Raw genomic sequence first — 18,268 nt, 5'->3', positions numbered from 1 at the left:
TTTATGTTATTAATTTTTTTTCTTCGAATTTCAAAACTACATTTTAGTTTTCATGTATTTGTGATACAAGTTACACAAAATATTTTTTTTAGAAAAATTTAACTATTAGTTTGTTTTACATATTTGATATAAGTGCGCTCATTTTTTTCATTATTTACATTTTTATCAAAATCATCAACAGCCTCTTGGACACTCATAAAACAGTTTTTATATGTAATTTCTTTCATTATTTCACTTTTTTCAAAAACATCTCTCACAGGACCTTTCATTCCAGTAAAAGCAATATCTATTTCCAAATTATTATACTTTTTAATAATTTCATACAACATATAGACACCTGAACTATCAATACTATTGATACTTTCTCCATCAATAATTATAAGCTTTAAATTTTTTCCTTTTTCTGCAACATATTCATCTAATTTATCTTTAAAATACTGAACATTTGCAAAGTAAAGTTGGGCATCAAAACGAACAATTAAAATAGAATTTTTCACTTCTAAAGCACCCTCGAAACGTTTAATATTTCTGTAAAAATGTGTACCTGGAACTTTCCCTAAAACAGCAATATGAGGCTTCGTACTTCTATAAATTAGCATTGCCATTGATAATAATACACCAACAAAAATTCCTTCTTTAATTCCAACTAAGGCAGTTACTAAAAGCGTTGTATTAAGAATAATTAGTTCTCTTATAGAGTATTTTAAAATTTGCTTAGGAACTTTAAAATCTAACAAACCGTAAACCGCTACTATAATTATTGCTGCAATTATAGACTTTGGTAAATAGTAAAAAACTGGAGTTAAAAAAAGTAACGTAAATCCTATAACCAAACTCGCAATAATTGCTGACATTGGTGTTTTTGCTCCGACTTGATTATTAACAGCCGTTCTAGACATTCCACCAGTTGCTGGGTATGTTTGAAAAAATGATCCAACTATATTTCCCAACCCAATAGCAATTAACTCTTTATTTGCAATTACTTTATACGTATTATTATGTTTTAATTCTATTGCTTTTGCAACAGATATTGCTTCTAAAAACGCAACAAAAGAGAGTGTTAATGCAATTGGAAATAACTCCTTCATTATTTCAATATTAAAACTAGGCATTTTTAAAGATGGCAAACCTTCTGGAATACTTCCAATTATTTGAACTCCAGCTTCATCTAGTTTTAAATATTTCACTGCTAAAATTCCTAGCACTACCACAACCAATGCAGCTGGTATTTTAGTAGTTATCCGTTTAAAGTAAATTAAAATTAAGATTGAAATAACTCCAATTGCTAACGCGATAAAATTAATATCTTTTATATGCTGAAAGACTGCTATTAGTAGGCTATGTAACTTATTATCACTTTGAATATCAACTCCAAGCAAATGTTTCATTTGACTAAATGCAATAATTAAAGCGGCGGCAGATGTAAACCCACTAATGACTGGTCTTGATAAAAAATTTACTAAAAATCCAAGTTTAAAAAATCCAAATATAACTTGTAATACTCCCATCATAAAGGCTAGAAGTATTGCAAACTCTATAAAATTTTGAGTTCCAATTTCGGCTAATGTTGCTACACCTGAGGCAACAATTAATGAGTCCATAGCAACAGGCCCTACAGCTAATTGTCTCGATGTCCCAAAAATTGCATACATAATTTGAGGAATCATTGCAGTATACAAACCATAGATTGGTGGCAATCCGGCAATCATTGCATATGCAATACCTTGTGGTATTAACATAATTCCAACCGTTAAACCCGCAGAAAGGTCTCCTTTAAACCAAGATTTATTATAATTGGGTAACCACTCAAAAATTGGAAATATATCTTTAAGACTCATCTTCATTGGAACATTCTTTAAAGGCTTTTACTCGACATGGTTTATTAATTCTTTTATGAATTTCAGTAATTGCAGTTTTCTTATCCTTATAAAATATTTCTTCTCCAATTTTATCAATAAAACCTCCTTTTATTAAAATATCTCTACTTACAACTTTCAAACCTGTAAAATAAATTCCTCCTCTGTTTTTTTGCCATTTTAAGATTTCATTACTAATCCATTCAGCCGCAGCTAAATCAATAAAATTAATTCCATCTGAAGCTATTAAAACATGTTGAATTTTATTTTCTTCATATAGGTTAGCAAAATAATCTGAAATTTTTTCTAAAGAGCCAAAATAAATAGAGCCGTCAATTCTAATAATTTTTAAATTAGAACATTCAAGGGCTTCTTTGTCTCTAAGCACATTTATAAATCTTTTATTTTCATCAATTGCTAACACTGCTATGTTAGGTTTTGAAGTTCGCTCAAGGTAAAAGAAGAAAGATACAATTATACCTGCTAATAAAGCAAATTCTAAATCAAAAAACAAAGTCCCAAGCAAGGTTATCAATAAGGTTATTAACTCTTTACCGCTACTTTTGTATACTTGCTTTATATGGTGAATATCAATTAAGTTATAACCTACTAATAAAATAATACCTCCCATTGCTGCCTTAGGTAAATAAGAAGCATAATTAGCAAAAAGTAATAAAACCACCATTAAAAATAGAGATGCAAATATAGCAGACATTGGAGTTTTTGCCCCTGATTGATGGTTCACACCAGATCTTGTAAATGAACCTGATCCAGCATAGCTTGAAAAGAAACTCGCAATTAAATTAGATAAACCTTGTCCAATAAATTCTTGATTACCATCAATTTTTTGATGTGTATGCAATGCTATTGATCTTCCTATTGCAACAGCTTCAATTAAACCCAATATAGCCAATACCATAGCTCCTGAACTCAGTATACTTACATTTTCATAATTTAAATCTGGAATTCTGAAAGGAGGCAAGTTTGATGGAATAGTTCCCACAGTTTCAATTCCATTTATATCTCCACCAAGAACAATTGCTAAAACACTTCCTAAAACCATTGCAATTAGCATATAATATCTTGATAATAATTTAATGAATGTTTTAATAACCAAAGCAATTACTAAAGTTCCCATTGCAACTGTAAAAACATACCAATTTGTTTCAGATATGTGATTACCTATATAAACTAAGATTTCAACAATAGTACTGCCTTGAGGTACTTTTATCCCAAAAACATGTGTTAACTGTTTAAATGCTATTAAAATACCTGCTCCAGCTGTAAAACCAATTACAACTGAATGGGAAACAAAATTGACTAGTTTCCCCATTTTTAAAAAACCCATTACAAGTTGAAAAAAACCAGCTAAAAAGGTTAGGACAAGAGCTAAGGAAATAAACCCTTCTAAATCAGTTTCTGGATTAACTATCTTTATCAAGGTTGAATATACAACTATTGAAATTGCAGTTGTTGGACCTGAAATTAAATGATATGAAGAACCAAAAAGTGCAGCAATAATAGGTGTAATCATAGCAGTATAAAAACCATAAATTGGTGGTAAACCTGCTATCATTGCAAATGCAACGGCTTGTGGAATTACAATTATTGTACCTGTAATACCCGCTATAATATCATCTTTCCATGATTTTTTTGCTAAGGGTATCCAATTTAAAAAAGGAAATATTTTTTTTGAATTCATTCTATAAGCATATTTATATTAGCACAAAAATACAGTCAACACAATTGTAGTTTTGTGATGTGAGTCACTCTATATATTTAACGCATACACCAATTCATTAAAATAACTCACCTTGATTTCTACCCTTTATTTTACCCAAATGTTTATATGCAAGTTCTGTAACTTCTCGTCCCCGTTGTGTTCGCATAATAAAGCCTTCTTGTATTAAAAATGGCTCATAAACTTCTTCAATAGTTTCTGTATTTTCGCCAACTGCTGTTGCAATTGTGCTTATACCTACCGGACCTCCTTTAAATTTATTAATAATAGTTGTTAAAATTTTATTATCCATTTCATCCAATCCATGAGCATCAACATTCAAAGCATTCAAAGCATACTTAGCAATTTCTATATTGATATTCCCATCTCCCTTAATTTGAGCAAAATCTCTTACTCTGCGCAATAATGCGTTTGCAATTCGAGGAGTCCCTCTGCTTCTTCCCGCTATTTCAATAGCCGATTCCATAGAAATTGGTACTTTTAAAATTGTAGCACTACGTTGAACTATTGTAGTTAATAGCTTTGTGCTATAATATTGTAACCGACTACTAATTCCAAAACGTGCCCTCATTGGTGCTGTTAACAAACCTGAACGTGTTGTCGCACCAATTAAAGTAAAGGGTTCCAAGTCTATTTGTACTGTTCTAGCATTTGGTCCAGACTCAATCATAATATCTATACGATAATCTTCCATAGCTGAATATAGATATTCTTCAACAATAGGACTTAGCCTATGAATTTCATCTATAAATAAAACATCCCGTTCACTTAAATTAGTTAATAAACCTGCTAAATCACCTGGTTTATCAAGCACTGGTCCAGAGGTGATTTTAAGACCTACTTTTAACTCATTTGAAAGAATATGTGCTAACGTTGTTTTGCCTAATCCAGGAGGCCCGTGAAATAACGTATGATCTAGTGCTTCTTCTCTTTGATTGGCTGCTTCAACAAAAATTTTTAAATTTTCTAAAACTTGATCTTGTCCTGTAAAATCGTCAAAAGTAAGCGGACGTAATTTTTTTTCAACGTCCAATTCTTCAGGAGTAAAATGTTCTTTATCAGGATTCAAGTTTTCATTCATAAAAACAAAGATAGCAGAAATAAAAAAACCTTTCTAAAAAAAATTAGAAAGGTTTACATATATTCACTTTATACTTTAAGAAGGTTCTTCTCCTTCATATAAAGGTGTAGTTTGAGTAACAAAATCTTCATCGTGTCCTGGCTTACTATAATCATATGCCCATCGATGTACTGTTGGTAGTTCGCCTGGCCAGTTACCATGAATATGTTCTACAGGTGTTGTCCATTCCAACGTGTTAGATTTCCAAGGGTTTTGCTCCGCTTTCTTCCCTTTATAAATACTTATAAAGAAATTAGCTAAAAATATTAACTGGGCAGCACCTCCTAAAATTGCAAATAATGTAATTACAATATTCACATCAGCTACATCATCAAATAAAGGGAATGCCGTATTTGCATAATACCTACGTGGTAAACCAGCTAAACCGATAAAATGCATTGGGAAAAATACACCGTACGCAGCAACTGCTGTAATCCAAAAATGCCAATAGCCTAACGTTTTATTCATCATTCTACCAAATAATTTTGGAAACCAGTGATAGACCCCTGCGAACATCCCATAGATTGCCGAAACTCCCATCACTAAATGAAAGTGAGCAACCACAAAATAAGTGTCATGTACATTTATATCTAAGGCACTATCTCCAAGTACCAATCCTGTTAAACCACCCGAAACAAATGTTGACACTAAACCTATAGAAAACAGCATAGCCGGGTTCATTTGTAAATTCCCTTTCCATAATGTTGTTAAATAATTAAATGCCTTAACCGCTGATGGGATTGCAATTAACAGTGTTGTAAAGGTAAATACAGACCCTAAGAAAGGGTTCATACCTGATACGAACATATGATGACCCCATACAATTGTTGATAAAAACGCAATTGCTATTATTGAACCAATCATAGCTCTATAACCAAAAATAGGTTTTCTAGAGTTTGTTGAAATAATTTCAGAAGTAATTCCTAAGGCAGGTAATAATACGATATAAACTTCAGGATGCCCTAAAAACCAAAATAAATGCTCATACAATACTGGTGAACCACCTTGATAATGTAAAACTTCTCCTTGAATAAAAATATCTGACAAGAAAAAAGAGGTTCCAAAACTTCTGTCGAACATTAAAAGTAATGCTGCCGATAACAATACTGGAAATGAAACTACCCCAATAATTGCGGTTACAAAGAAAGCCCAAATTGTTAAAGGTAACCTTGTCATTTTCATTCCAACAGTTCTTAAATTTAGCACTGTTACAATATAATTTAATGAACCTAATAATGAGGATGCAATAAAAATAGCCATTGAAATTAACCAAAGTGTCATTCCCATTCCAGAACCAGGAATTGCCTGAGGCAATGCACTTAACGGAGGGTAAATAGTCCACCCAGCAGATGCAGGACCAGCTTCAACAAATAATGAAATAACCATGATAACACTAGATAAGAAGAATAACCAGTAAGAAACCATATTCAAAAATCCTGATGCCATATCTCTAGCTCCAATTTGAAGTGGAATTAATAAGTTACTGAAAGTTCCACTTAAACCAGCCGTTAAAACAAAAAATACCATAATTGTTCCGTGGATGGTAACCAAGGCTAAATAAATATCAGGTGTCATAACTCCACCGTCTTGGTGGCGACCTAAAAAAGCTTCAATTAAACTGAAAGATTGATCTGGCCAAGCTATTTGTAAACGAAATAACATAGACATAAATACACCTATAACTCCCATAAAAATCCCAGTAACTAAGTACTGTCTAGCAATCATTTTATGGTCTGTACTAAAAACATATTTGGTTATAAATGTTTCTTTATGATGATGATTTGACATATTATATTTTTTTTAGTAGTATAGTAGTTAGTTTTTATTGTACAACTTGAGCCATTGTTTTTTGATCTTTTAACCAAGCGTTAAAATCGGCTTCTTCTTCAACAATAATTTTCATTTGCATATTGTAATGAGATGATCCGCAGATTTTATTACATAATAACAAATAATCAAATTCATATGCATCCTCGCCTTTTTCAGCTCTAATCTTATTGATACCATCAACTTTCGCCATTGTTTTTTCATTTACTCGCATTTCTTCAGTCGTAAGTTTTGGAGTAAATGCAAATTGAGTAACCATACCTGGAACACAATTCATTTGAGCTCTAAAGTGTGGCATATAAGCAGAATGCAGTACATCTTGAGAACGGAACTTAAAAATTACTTTTCTACCCTTAGGTAATCGTAATTCTCTCACAGGAATATCATCTTGTGCATTCTTATCAGTCATATCCACACCCATAGTGTTGATTCCTTTTATATTTCTCACGTTCGCTAAACCAAGTTCATTATCGTTTCCTGCATAACGCGCTTCCCATTGAAATTGCTTCGCATATACCTCAACAATTAATGGATCTTCGGCATCTGATGCGTCCATTACATCATTCCATACGGTAAGTCCATACAATACAATCCCAAATAAAACAAGAGTAGGTATTACAGTCCAAATAATTTCTAACTTGGTACTATCTGCATAAAACAATGCTTTTCTACCTTTAATCCCACGGTATTTAAATGCGAAGTAAAACAATAAAAATTGCATCACTGCTTGAACAAAAAGGATAAGTAACATTGTTATTAAATACAATGTATCATACTCTTCTCCTTCAAAAGATGCAGATTCAGGTAATAAAATCACAGAATATTTCCAAAATGAAAATATCATTAAACCATAAAAGAAAATACCAAAAGCTGCAAATAATATTCCTTGTGTATTATTATCTCTTTCAGTGGCTATGGCACTTTTTAAATTTAGTATGCTTGTAATTTGCCATAAGGCCACGCAAATTACAATGGCAAGTAAAACATATAGTAATGCTGTCATATTTTTTAGTTAGTTATTAGAGATGCCAAATATAAAAAAAATCCTGAACAAAATGAATTCAGGATTTTTTTTATAATATTTTTAATATTTAGTAGTGAAAATGTTCACTTTCTTTAATAAAAGGATTTCCTTTTGCTAATAATGGAGCTTTTGATAATGCTGTGAAAACAACATAAATAAATATCCCTAAAATTAATAAGGCAGAACTTATTTCAGATATTCCAAAGAACCATTGATCACCAACTGTTGCTGGCATAATCATTACAAAAATATCAACATAATGTCCAATCAAGATTACAATTCCTGTTGCAACAATAAACCAATTTACACGTTTGTAATCGCTATTCATTAATACTAATAATGGGAATACAAAATTCAACACTAGCATTCCTAAAAATGGTAATCTATAATCATTAAACCTAGTTACAAAATAAGTAACTTCTTCTGGGATGTCTGCATACCAGATTAGCATAAATTGTGAGAACCATAAATAAGTCCAAAAAACACTAAATCCAAACATAAATTTAGCTAAATCATGTAAATGACTATCATTCACAAATTCTAAATAGCCTTTTCCTTTTAAATAGATTGATACTAAAGCAATAGTCGTTATAGCAGAAACAATCATACTGGCAAATACGTACCATCCAAAAAGTGTACTAAACCAGTGTGGGTCTAAAGACATAATCCAATCCCAAGACATCATTGATTCTGTTACCAAGAAAAATACTAAAAATGCCGCTGATCTTTTAAATAATTTGGTGTAATTACTTAAATCTGTTGCGTTATCTTGAGCTAATGTTAATTTTCTTGAATGTCTTTGATACCAAATCCAACCTACCATATAGATTGCTGCTCTAATTAAAAAGAATGGTACATTTAAATATCCTGATTTATTTGCAATTAGTTCATCATGAGCAACTACTTCTGGATCCATCCATGTAAAAAGATGGTTTAAGTGTAATGATGATAATACAAAAAACACAAACAATAAAATTGCTCCAACTGGCAAATATGAAGTTATTGCTTCCATTACTCTAAATAAGACAACTGACCATCCTGCTTGAGCAGCATGTTGAATAGCATAAAAAGCTAAAGTTCCTAATGATATCATAAAAAAGAAAAACAATGCAACATATAAAGCTGACCAAGGTTTATTTTGTAATAGATGTAATATATGTTCTGCATGTTCATCACCAGAATGTGAATCTGCTTCGTGCGAATCAACTTCATGAGATGTTTCAGTAACATCATGAGTTTCATTTACATGAGTTTCTGCAACTTCCCCATGTGCTTCATGACTATCTTTCATTATTAGCTGAACATCTTCTACTGAACTTGGGGCAGTGAAAAAACCATAAGCAACACCTAAAAATCCAATAATCATTAGAGCGAATGCAACTGTTTTTAATTTACTTGAAAAGGTATACATATTCTTAAAATTCTATCTTAGTAAAAGTGTTATTTTAATAATTCATTTCTTAATTGCTCTACATACATTGTAACTTGCCAACGTTCTTTAGCTGTCAATTGAGAAGAGTGAGATCCCATTAAATTTCTACCATGCATAATTACATAGTAAATACTACCTTCTGTTATTTCTCTATCTTTATAATTAGGAACTCCTAAAAACTTTTCTCTTTGCACCAATGTTCCATCTCCTTCTCCATTTTTACCGTGACAAACCGTACAATAAATTGTATATAAATCTTCACCTCTTTCTAAGTTATGGTCATTAACTTCCAATGGATTCATTGAATTTAACTTGGCATCTTCATATCCTTCATTAGTATTTGGATAATCATATGGAACTTGACCTCGAGCAATTGCACCTTCCACAGGTAGCTGAGTGGTCATTCCATTCTCATAGTTTGGATTTACTGAATAAGTATTATAGCCTACAGACTTATACATATCAGGCATATATTGATAATTTGGCTTTGTTTTATCACTCCAACAAGATGATAACAAAATTGTAAAAGCCAATGCTATTGTTATTTTTAAAATGTTTTTCATTTTAATTACTTTTCAGTTACTTTAATTTCAACTGTTCCCGTTTTTTCTAAAAAGGAAACTAATTCTGCTTCGTTATTATCCACTAATACTTCCATCACAAACATATCATCAGTTGTTCTAGGATCAGGGTTTTCAGCTTCTTTAAACGGCCATAATTTACTACGCATATAAAAGGTAATTACCATTAAATGCGCTGCAAAAAACACACTCATTTCAAACATAATAGGAACGAATGCAGGCATATTTTGAATGAAAGAAAAACTTGGCTTCCCACCTATATCTTGAGGCCATTGTTCAATCATCATATAATTCATCATCCAAATAGAAAACATAAATCCAACGCAACCATACATAAATGCTGTAATAGCGATACGTGTATCTTTTAAGCCCATTGCTTTTTCTAATCCATGAACTGGAAAAGGTGTATAAACTTCTTCAATATGATGATTTGATGAACGAGTTTCTTTCACTGCATCCAATAAGATATCATCATCATTATACATTGCTTGTACTACTTTATTACTCATGATTTCCGTCTCTTAATTTTTTATAATGTTCACCTGATGACTTCAAAATAGATTTTACTTCAGCTTGCGCAATTACCGGGAATGTTCTAGCATATAACAAGAACAAAACAAAAAAGAACCCAATAGTACCAACATAGATTCCTATATCAACAAACGTTGGAGAGAACATTGTCCAAGATGATGGTAAATAATCTCTATGTAATGAAGTAACAATAATTACAAATCTTTCAAACCACATTCCGATATTTACCACAATAGAAATAAAGAATGAGAACATAATACTTGTTCTTAACTTTTTAGACCACATAAATTGTGGCGAGAACACGTTACAACTCATCATTAATAAATAAGCCCACCAGTAAGGTCCTGTAGCTCTGTTTAAAAATGCATATTGTTCATATTCAACTCCTGAATACCAAGCAATAAATAACTCTGTAATATAGGCACAACCAACAATTGAACCTGTAATCATAATTACGATGTTCATTAATTCAATGTGTTGCACTGTAATATAGGCTTCTAGGTTTGATACTTTTCTCATAATAATTAGCAACGTATTTACCATTGCAAATCCTGAGAATACCGCTCCTGCAACAAAATAAGGAGGAAAAATTGTTGTATGCCAACCTGGAATTACCGATGTGGCAAAATCAAATGATACAATGGTGTGTACTGAAAGTACTAATGGTGTTGCTAAACCTGCCAATACTAAAGAAACCTCTTCAAAACGTTGCCAGTCTTTAGCTCTACCGCTCCAACCAAAGCTCAATAAGCTATAAATTTTCTTTTGGAAAGGTCTTATAGCTCTATCACGTAACATTGCAAAATCAGGTAATAAACCAGTCCACCAAAAAACTAGTGAAACAGATAAATAGGTCGAAATTGCAAAAACGTCCCAAAGTAATGGAGAGTTAAAGTTTGTCCAAAGTGTTCCAAATTGATTTGGTATAGGTAATACAAAATGTGCATTCCAAACACGTCCCATGTGAATTACTGGAAATAAACCAGCCTGTACCACAGAAAAAATTGTCATCGCTTCAGCGGAACGGTTAATACCCATCCTCCACTTTTGGCGGAATAATAAAAGTACTGCTGAAATAAGTGTACCGGCGTGACCAATACCTACCCACCATACAAAGTTGGTAATATCCCATGCCCAACCTACTGTTTTATTTAAACCCCAAACTCCAATTCCTGTTCCTATAGTGTAAATAATTGATCCTAATCCCCAAAGGAATGCTAGCAACGCAATTGTAAAAGCGGTCCACCATAATTTATTTGCTTTACCTTCAACTGGAGCTGCAACTTCCACGGTAATATCGTGGTAACTTTTTTCCCCAACAATTAAAGGTCTTCTTATAGGTGCTTCGTAATGAGACGACATAATTCTTATTTAATTATTATCTATTAATATTATTTTTTATGCTTCTTGAGTGTTCTTAACTTTTACATGATAAACCACATTAGGTTTTGTACCAACGTGCTCTAATAAATGGTAAGATCTCTTATCTTCTGTTAATTTAGTAACGGTATCTTCTTTATGATTGATATCACCAAACACCATTGCTCCAGTACTACAAGCATTAGAACAAGCTGTTTCAAATTCATCTGTATTTATTGGTCGACCTTCTTTTTTAGCTTTTAAAATAGTAGCCTGAGTCATTTGAATACACATAGAGCATTTTTCCATAACACCACGCGATCGAACAGTAACATCTGGGTTTAATACCATTTTACCTAAATCGTCGTTCATATTATAGTCAAATTCACTATTCTCTGAATAATTAAACCAATTAAACCTACGAACTTTATATGGACAGTTATTTGCACAATAACGTGTACCTACACAACGGTTATACGCCATATGGTTTTGACCTTGACGACTATGTGATGTAGCCGCAACTGGACAAACTGTTTCACAAGGTGCATGATTACAATGTTGGCACATTACTGGTTGAAAAGCTACTGAAGGATTTTCAGAAGGGTCTTCTAAATCAGCCATTGTATTTTTATAACCTAATACTCCCGTTCCACTCTCTTTTAATTCCACATCACCTGCAAAATCTTCTTCGTGAGAATAATAACGGTCAATACGCAACCAATGCATATCACGTGATTTTCTAATTTCTTCCTTACCAACAACTGGAACATTATTTTCAGCGTGACAAGCAACAACACAAGCTCCACATCCAGTACAAGCATTTAAATCAATTGAAAGATTGAAATGATGACCAACCGATCTGTCAAATGACTCCCATAAATCAACAGAAGTTGCTTCAACTTCATTATGATCTAAAGAAACCATCGGAACTTTATTCCATTCCTTTGAATCTTTTGTATTATACTCTTCTAAAGTTGTTTCCTTAATAATATCACCTCTACCCATTAAGGTATTATGTAATTGAACACATGCAAATTCATGTGTACCTTCTACTACTTTTAAGGAAACATTTGATTGGTAACTTTTGAAATTATTGTAAAATTGGTAAGCATTCTTACCTGTTTTCATTTCTTCTTTTAAACCTTGAGTTCTTCCATAACCCAACGCCAAACCTAAAGAACCTTTAGCTTGCCCTGGTTGAATAAACGCAGGTAAGGTTTCGGTAATACCATTTACAGTTAATTCTACTAAACTTCCATCTAATGCTCCATTTGCAACATTATAGTTTTCTACACCAATTGCTTCTGCATCAGCTTTAGATATGGTTAAGTAGTTGTCCCAAGAGGTTCTTGTAATTGGATCTGGAAATTCTTGTAACCAAGGATTATTTGCCATTTGACCATCTCCCAAACCTATTTTTGTATACAAAGCTAATTCTAAATCACTTCCTCCTATATTTGCTAATTCACTAGCAGCTTTATCTACATCTACTTCTAAAGGAGTCACTTCTGAAACAACATCTTTTACATAAACTCCGTCGTGGAGCGCTTGATTCCATGACGTTCCTTCTAATATGTTTGAATTCCAATTTTCTTTTAATACTTCATAGAACGAAGTTGTTCCTCCTGTCCAAGCTAATAAAGTATCTTGAAACTGACGAGTATTAAATAATGGTTTTATAGTTGGCTGAATTAAACTGTATTCTCCCTTTTTGATTAACGCATCTCCCCAAGATTCTAAATAGTGAGGTGTCGCCAAAGCATATTCACAAGCGCTCACAGTTTCATTATCTTGCATTGAAAAAGCAACAGAAAGTTTTACTTTTTTCAATCCTTCAACAAATTCTGATGTGTTTGGTAAAGAATATACTGGATTTGAATTATAAATAAGAACAGCTCCAACTTTACCAGCATTCATATCTGAAATTAGTTGAGCTACATTTGAGTCATTACCGTGTCTAATATTTTTAGTAGCAACTACATCAATTACTTCACTTTGAATAGCATTGTTTATTGCCAATGCCAATAACTGTGCATTTTTATCTTGAATACCTGTTAAAACAACTGCTTTACTTCCCGCTCTTTTAATTTGAGCAGCAGCCTTTTGAACTACATCATTTAAAGGAGTTGCCTCTTTAGTTGAAACACCTTTTACTACAGCCTGATATAATTTTATAAGTGCTTGATTTTGTTCAGATGGTTTTAACATAACACGTTTATCAGCATTTGCACCTGATAACGTCATATTAGATTCCATTTGAACGTGGTATGACATTTTTCCATCTTTTGGAACACGCCCTTTTGAATATCCAGCATCAAAACCTCCACCTTGCCAATCTCCTAAGAAATCAGCTCCAATAGAAACAATAACATCTGCCTTTTCTAAGTTATAATCTGGTAACGCTCTTGTTCCATACATTTCATTAAAAGCGTCTAACGCAGTAGATTCAGAAACGGCATCATAAACTACATGGTTTACATTCCCATAAGTTTCGTTCAATTTATTTACTAGAGTTCTAGTTGATGGACTTGCGCAAGTTCCTGTTAAAAGAACTATTGGTAACCCAGCATCTTTTACCTCGTTTAATTTTTTAATAATTTGGCTATCTACGTCTGCCCAAGAAACATCAGCACCCTTTACTTTTGGACCTTTTAAACGATGACTATCGTATAATGATAACACAGAAGCCTGCACACGTGCATTTGTAGTTCCTTTTGCTTCTTTATTTGGTTCAATTTTAATTGGACGTCCTTCTCTAACTTTTACCAATACATTTGCAAAATCGAAACCATCAGCCATTGTAGTTGCATAGTATTCTGCAACACCTGGTATAATATCATCTGGTTTGATTACATATGGAATTGTTTTTACTACAGGACCTTCACACGCTGCTAAAGAAGCAGCAGCAGTTGTAAATCCTACGTACTTTAAAAAGTCTCTACGAGATGTTGACGACGCCTCTAGGTTTTCTTTATTTCCTAAAAACTCTTCTGTAGGAATTTCTTCTACAAACTCGTTTTGCCTTAACGTATCAACAATCGAGCTATTTTCTTTTAGCTCTTCAACACTTTTCCAGTATTTTTTGTTTGATGCCATTTTATATCTTGTTATTTTACTTCGTAATTAATATTAATAGTGACACTTACCACATTCTAATCCACCCATTTGAGCTGCAGTCACTTTTTCTACACCATATTGTTTCGCTAACTGATCATGAATGTTTTTATAATATCCACTCTCTGTTAAATCTACTTGTGTCTCTCTATGACAAGTAATGCACCAATCCATTGTAAGTGGAGAATACTGATACATATCGTGCATTTCCTCAACTGGACCGTGACATTTCTGACATTCAATTCCAGCCACTGTTACGTGTTGAGCGTGATTATAATAGGCGAAATCTGCCAAATTATGAATTCTAATCCATTCAATTGGTTTTTGTTCTGCTCCTTCAATATACGCTAGGTTTTCTTTATCCCAACCTACTGCATCATAAATTTTTTGAATTTCATTATCTAAGTCTTCCTTGGTATAGTCTCCAAACAGCTCTCCATTATATTCTGAAATTGATTTATGACAGTTCATACAAACATTTGCTGAAGGAACACCAGAAGTTTTACTGTTTTTTGCTGATGAGTGACAATATTCACAATCAATTTTGTTATCCCCTGCATGAATTGCATGTGAGAAAGCTATTGGTTGAATAGGCTGATATCCTTCATTCACATCAATTTGCCATAAAAATCCAAACAACAACCACGCTCCTCCTAATAAAACAAAAATCAATGTTAAAAATCGCAAGAATGGATTAAATATGAGCATTTTCAACATACTTCCTGTTGACTCTTCATCCTCATCCACTTTTCTTGATGTTGTACTAGCCACAATTAAAACTAATACTAAAAATGCAAGAATTGTTAAACCTAAAGTAGGTAAAACTCCAAAACTTGGATTTTTAAATACAGTATTGTCAGTTCCAGCAGCAACTGGTGCCATTTTATCAATATCACCAACCGCCATATATTTTAACAAATCATCTAAGTCTTGATCAGTAAGCTGCGGAAATGCGGTCATAGCAATTGGCGCATATTGTGATGCTTCAATTGCAAGTTTATCACCTGAAGCAATCAGAGCTGCATTGTCCTTGATCCAAAGTTTTAGCCAATCTGCTTCATATTTATCTTCAATATGTAATAGCGGTGGCCCAATAAGTTTTCCCTCCAGTTTATGACAAGCTGCACATTGTTGCTTAAAAATTTGTTTCCCACGTTCAACTCCAGGATCAACCTCTTGTGCAACTGGAGCAGCCTCAACCACTTCTTCACCTTTGGTATATTCAAGAATATCAATAATATCCTGATCTGACAAATGCGGATTTGCTGTCATTGGCAATTTATTGTTTTCTTCGAAAACCTGAATTGCAAGTTTATCACCTGACTTGATCATTCCTGGACTATCTTTAATCCAAGAAATTAACCAATCTTGATCTCTCCTCTCCGACACACCTAATAAGGCTGGTCCAATCAATTTTTTATCTAGTTTATGGCAAGCCGCACAATTGGCTTTGAAGAGTTTCTCTCCATTGGCTACATCGGCCTGTTGAGCAGATAAACTAAGTGAAAATAGTAAAAGGAAAGCAAGACTACTAACGACTAATCTTGATAATTGACTGTGTAATTTAACACTTTTCATAAGTAAAAAAAATCTTTTCTTTCTTGTTTGGTACAATATTTTCATTTAAAGTATGACTAAAGTCATTTTTTAAAGGATTTGACAAAAGTACTATATAAATATAAACTTCAAAATACAAAAATTACGTTCGTTCTAATTTATAATGATTCTAAATAGTAACTTAGCAATCATTCATCAAAAAGAAAACTTTAAATTTGAAAAAAAAATAATAATTATGACTGTTTCGCTAAAAAAAATGACTTTTCTACCAATAATGGTGTTTATATTAGGAATTTCAAATTTATACTCACAAATTGAAAGCGATAAAATTAACACGTTAATAACTCAAAAAAGGGAGTTTAATAAGAAAAATAAAAACTCAGTTGTATATAAAATACAATTATATAATGGAAATGAAGAAGAAGCATATCAGATTAAATCTAATTTTAATTTAGAATTTCCTGATTACACAACACACATACAATATAAATCACCAGAATGGAAAACGCAAGTAGGAAATTTTACTACAAGATTAGAGGCTGATAAAGTTTTAAATATTATTAAAGAAAAATTTTCAGGTGCAATTGTTTTAGAAGATAAAATTTAGCTATTTAATGTTTACAAAAAAAGCTCGCAAATGCGAGCTTTTTTTATATCTAATTAGAAGTTTAATTTCTTTTTAACTTCTTTTTAACTTCAACTTCTTGATATGCTTCAATCACATCATTGATCTCGATATTATTAAAGTTTTTAATTTGAATACCACAATCAAATCCTTTAGTAACTTCTTTAGCATCATCTTTAAAACGTTTTAAAGCAATTAATTCACCTGAATGAACAACTACACCATCTCTAATAATTCTAATTTTCGACGTTCTCATAATTTTACCGCTCACTACCATACAACCTGCAATATTTCCAACTTTAGAAATTTTAAAAATTTCTCTAATCTCAACATTACCAATTACTTCCTCCTTAATTTCAGCAGATAACATACCTTCCATGGCATCGCGTAAATCATTAATCGCATCGTAGATAATAGAATAAGTTCTTACATCAATTTCTTCGTTATCCGCAAGTAACCTTGCGTTACCAGAAGGTCTAACATTAAATCCAACAATAATAGCGTCAGAAGCTGAAGCTAATAAAACATCAGATTCAGTAATTGCTCCCACACCTTTATGAATGATATTTACTTGTATTTCATCTGTAGACAATTTTTGGAATGAATCTGTTAATGCTTCAACTGATCCATCAACATCACCTTTTAAAATGATATTTAATTCCTTAAAGTCTCCTAAAGCAATTCTTCTTCCAATTTCATCTAATGTTATATGACGTTGTGTTCTTACAGATTGCTCACGTTGCAACTGTGAACGTTTGGTCGCAATTTGTTTTGCTTCTTTTTCATCTTCAAAAATATGAAATTTATCACCCGCTTGTGGCGCTCCATCTAAACCAAGTATAGACACTGGTGTCGATGGTCCTGCTTCATCCAAATTATTCCCTCGTTCATCAAACATTGCTTTTACCTTACCACTATTTTTACCGGCTAGCATGTAATCACCAATTTTTAACGTTCCTTCTTGAACTAAAATAGTTGAAACATAACCACGTCCTTTATCTAATAAGGCTTCAACAACAGTACCAACTGCACGTTTATTTGGATTTGCTTTTAAGGCTAACATTTCAGCCTCTAGCAATACTTTTTCAAGTAATTCATCAACTCCTTCACCAGTTTTTGCTGATATGTTATGTGATTGTATTTTTCCTCCCCAATCTTCAACTAATAGATTCATAGCTGAAAGTTGTTCTTTAATTTTATCTGGATTTGCTGTTGGTCTATCTATTTTATTAATGGCAAACACAATTGGCACACCGGCTGCTTGCGCATGACTAATTGCTTCTTTCGTTTGCGGCATTACATCATCATCTGCTGCAATTACAATAATTACGATATCGGCTACTTGACCTCCACGAGCACGCATTGCTGTAAAAGCCTCGTGACCCGGAGTATCAAGAAAAGCAATTTTTTGTCCACTTTTTAACTCAACTCCATATGCACCAATGTGTTGGGTAATTCCTCCTGATTCTCCTGCAATTACATTTTCTTCACGTATAAAATC

At 32.6% G+C, this 18,268-nt stretch carries 13 protein-coding genes; 1 reads left to right on the top strand and 12 read right to left on the bottom strand.

Features of this window, described 5'->3' with window-relative positions:
* Positions 1-98: 98 nt before the first annotated feature.
* The 11 genes from HKP59_RS10265 to HKP59_RS10215 all read right to left on the bottom strand — a co-directional run bounded on the left by HKP59_RS10265 (position 99) and on the right by HKP59_RS10215 (position 16,163).
* A complete protein-coding gene (locus HKP59_RS10265) occupies positions 99-1,844 on the bottom strand; it encodes a SulP family inorganic anion transporter (protein WP_291806469.1) in 1,746 nt (581 codons plus the stop codon).
* On the bottom strand, positions 1,828-3,558 hold the full coding sequence (locus HKP59_RS10260; protein ID WP_291806468.1) for a SulP family inorganic anion transporter: 1,731 nt from the start codon (positions 3,556-3,558) through the stop codon (positions 1,828-1,830). Before HKP59_RS10260 ends, HKP59_RS10265 begins: the two co-directional genes overlap by 17 nt.
* Before the next feature lie 97 nt (positions 3,559-3,655).
* Positions 3,656-4,678, bottom strand: a complete 1,023-nt coding sequence (gene ruvB / locus HKP59_RS10255; RefSeq protein WP_291806466.1) for a Holliday junction branch migration DNA helicase RuvB — start codon at positions 4,676-4,678, stop codon at positions 3,656-3,658.
* 75 nt (positions 4,679-4,753) lie between these two features.
* A complete protein-coding gene (locus HKP59_RS10250; protein WP_291806464.1) occupies positions 4,754-6,505 on the bottom strand; it encodes a cbb3-type cytochrome c oxidase subunit I in 1,752 nt (583 codons plus the stop codon).
* A 34-nt stretch (positions 6,506-6,539) separates the two neighbouring features.
* Positions 6,540-7,547: a cytochrome c oxidase subunit II gene (locus HKP59_RS10245; protein WP_291806463.1), complete on the bottom strand. Its 1,008-nt coding sequence runs from the start codon at positions 7,545-7,547 to the stop codon at positions 6,540-6,542.
* 88 nt (positions 7,548-7,635) lie between these two features.
* Positions 7,636-8,979: a quinol:cytochrome C oxidoreductase gene (locus HKP59_RS10240; RefSeq protein WP_291806461.1), complete on the bottom strand. Its 1,344-nt coding sequence runs from the start codon at positions 8,977-8,979 to the stop codon at positions 7,636-7,638.
* 29 nt (positions 8,980-9,008) lie between these two features.
* The gene (locus tag HKP59_RS10235; protein ID WP_291806459.1) at positions 9,009-9,563 is read right to left on the bottom strand and encodes a cytochrome c; all 555 of its coding nucleotides are present in this window, start codon (positions 9,561-9,563) and stop codon (positions 9,009-9,011) included.
* A 5-nt stretch (positions 9,564-9,568) separates the two neighbouring features.
* Positions 9,569-10,090: a DUF3341 domain-containing protein gene (locus HKP59_RS10230; RefSeq protein WP_291806458.1), complete on the bottom strand. Its 522-nt coding sequence runs from the start codon at positions 10,088-10,090 to the stop codon at positions 9,569-9,571.
* Positions 10,083-11,474, bottom strand: a complete 1,392-nt coding sequence (gene nrfD, locus HKP59_RS10225) for an NrfD/PsrC family molybdoenzyme membrane anchor subunit (RefSeq protein WP_291806457.1) — start codon at positions 11,472-11,474, stop codon at positions 10,083-10,085. The genes HKP59_RS10230 and nrfD overlap by 8 nt, the downstream gene beginning before the upstream one ends.
* 36 nt (positions 11,475-11,510) lie before the next feature.
* Positions 11,511-14,567, bottom strand: coding sequence for a TAT-variant-translocated molybdopterin oxidoreductase (locus HKP59_RS10220; protein WP_291806456.1), 3,057 nt, complete (start codon positions 14,565-14,567; stop codon positions 11,511-11,513).
* Between the two features lie 33 nt (positions 14,568-14,600).
* Positions 14,601-16,163, bottom strand: a complete 1,563-nt coding sequence (locus HKP59_RS10215) for a c-type cytochrome (RefSeq protein WP_291806455.1) — start codon at positions 16,161-16,163, stop codon at positions 14,601-14,603.
* Positions 16,164-16,398: 235 nt separating this feature from the next.
* On the opposite strand from HKP59_RS10215, the gene HKP59_RS10210 reads away from it, so the two are divergent.
* Positions 16,399-16,749 carry an SPOR domain-containing protein gene (locus tag HKP59_RS10210; RefSeq protein WP_291806454.1) on the top strand — a complete coding sequence of 117 codons (351 nt, stop codon included), beginning with the start codon at positions 16,399-16,401 and terminating at the stop codon, positions 16,747-16,749.
* Between the two features lie 61 nt (positions 16,750-16,810).
* Here HKP59_RS10210 and infB read toward each other — a convergent pair.
* Positions 16,811-18,268 (bottom strand): translation initiation factor IF-2 (gene infB, locus HKP59_RS10205; protein ID WP_291806453.1); only part of this gene is annotated, 1,458 nt, incomplete at its 5' end.

Source organism: Lutibacter sp. (assembly GCF_013041805.1).
Classification (GTDB): Bacteria; Bacteroidota; Bacteroidia; order Flavobacteriales; family Flavobacteriaceae; genus Lutibacter.
The sequence above is the reverse complement of the archived record's forward strand: the minus strand, read 5'-3'. Positions and strand labels throughout refer to the sequence as shown.

Coding starts and splice junctions, on each gene's coding strand:
- HKP59_RS10210 (WP_291806454.1), top strand. CDS start 16,399: ATGACTTTTCTACCAATAATGGTGTTTATATTAGGAATTTCAAATTTA.
- HKP59_RS10220 (WP_291806456.1), bottom strand. CDS start 14,567: ATGGCATCAAACAAAAAATACTGGAAAAGTGTTGAAGAGCTAAAAGAA.
- HKP59_RS10215 (WP_291806455.1), bottom strand. CDS start 16,163: ATGAAAAGTGTTAAATTACACAGTCAATTATCAAGATTAGTCGTTAGT.
- HKP59_RS10235 (WP_291806459.1), bottom strand. CDS start 9,563: ATGAAAAACATTTTAAAAATAACAATAGCATTGGCTTTTACAATTTTG.
- ruvB (WP_291806466.1), bottom strand. CDS start 4,678: ATGAATGAAAACTTGAATCCTGATAAAGAACATTTTACTCCTGAAGAA.
- HKP59_RS10245 (WP_291806463.1), bottom strand. CDS start 7,547: ATGACAGCATTACTATATGTTTTACTTGCCATTGTAATTTGCGTGGCC.
- nrfD (WP_291806457.1), bottom strand. CDS start 11,474: ATGTCGTCTCATTACGAAGCACCTATAAGAAGACCTTTAATTGTTGGG.
- HKP59_RS10265 (WP_291806469.1), bottom strand. CDS start 1,844: ATGAAGATGAGTCTTAAAGATATATTTCCAATTTTTGAGTGGTTACCC.
- HKP59_RS10240 (WP_291806461.1), bottom strand. CDS start 8,979: ATGTATACCTTTTCAAGTAAATTAAAAACAGTTGCATTCGCTCTAATG.
- HKP59_RS10260 (WP_291806468.1), bottom strand. CDS start 3,558: ATGAATTCAAAAAAAATATTTCCTTTTTTAAATTGGATACCCTTAGCA.
- HKP59_RS10230 (WP_291806458.1), bottom strand. CDS start 10,090: ATGAGTAATAAAGTAGTACAAGCAATGTATAATGATGATGATATCTTA.
- HKP59_RS10250 (WP_291806464.1), bottom strand. CDS start 6,505: ATGTCAAATCATCATCATAAAGAAACATTTATAACCAAATATGTTTTT.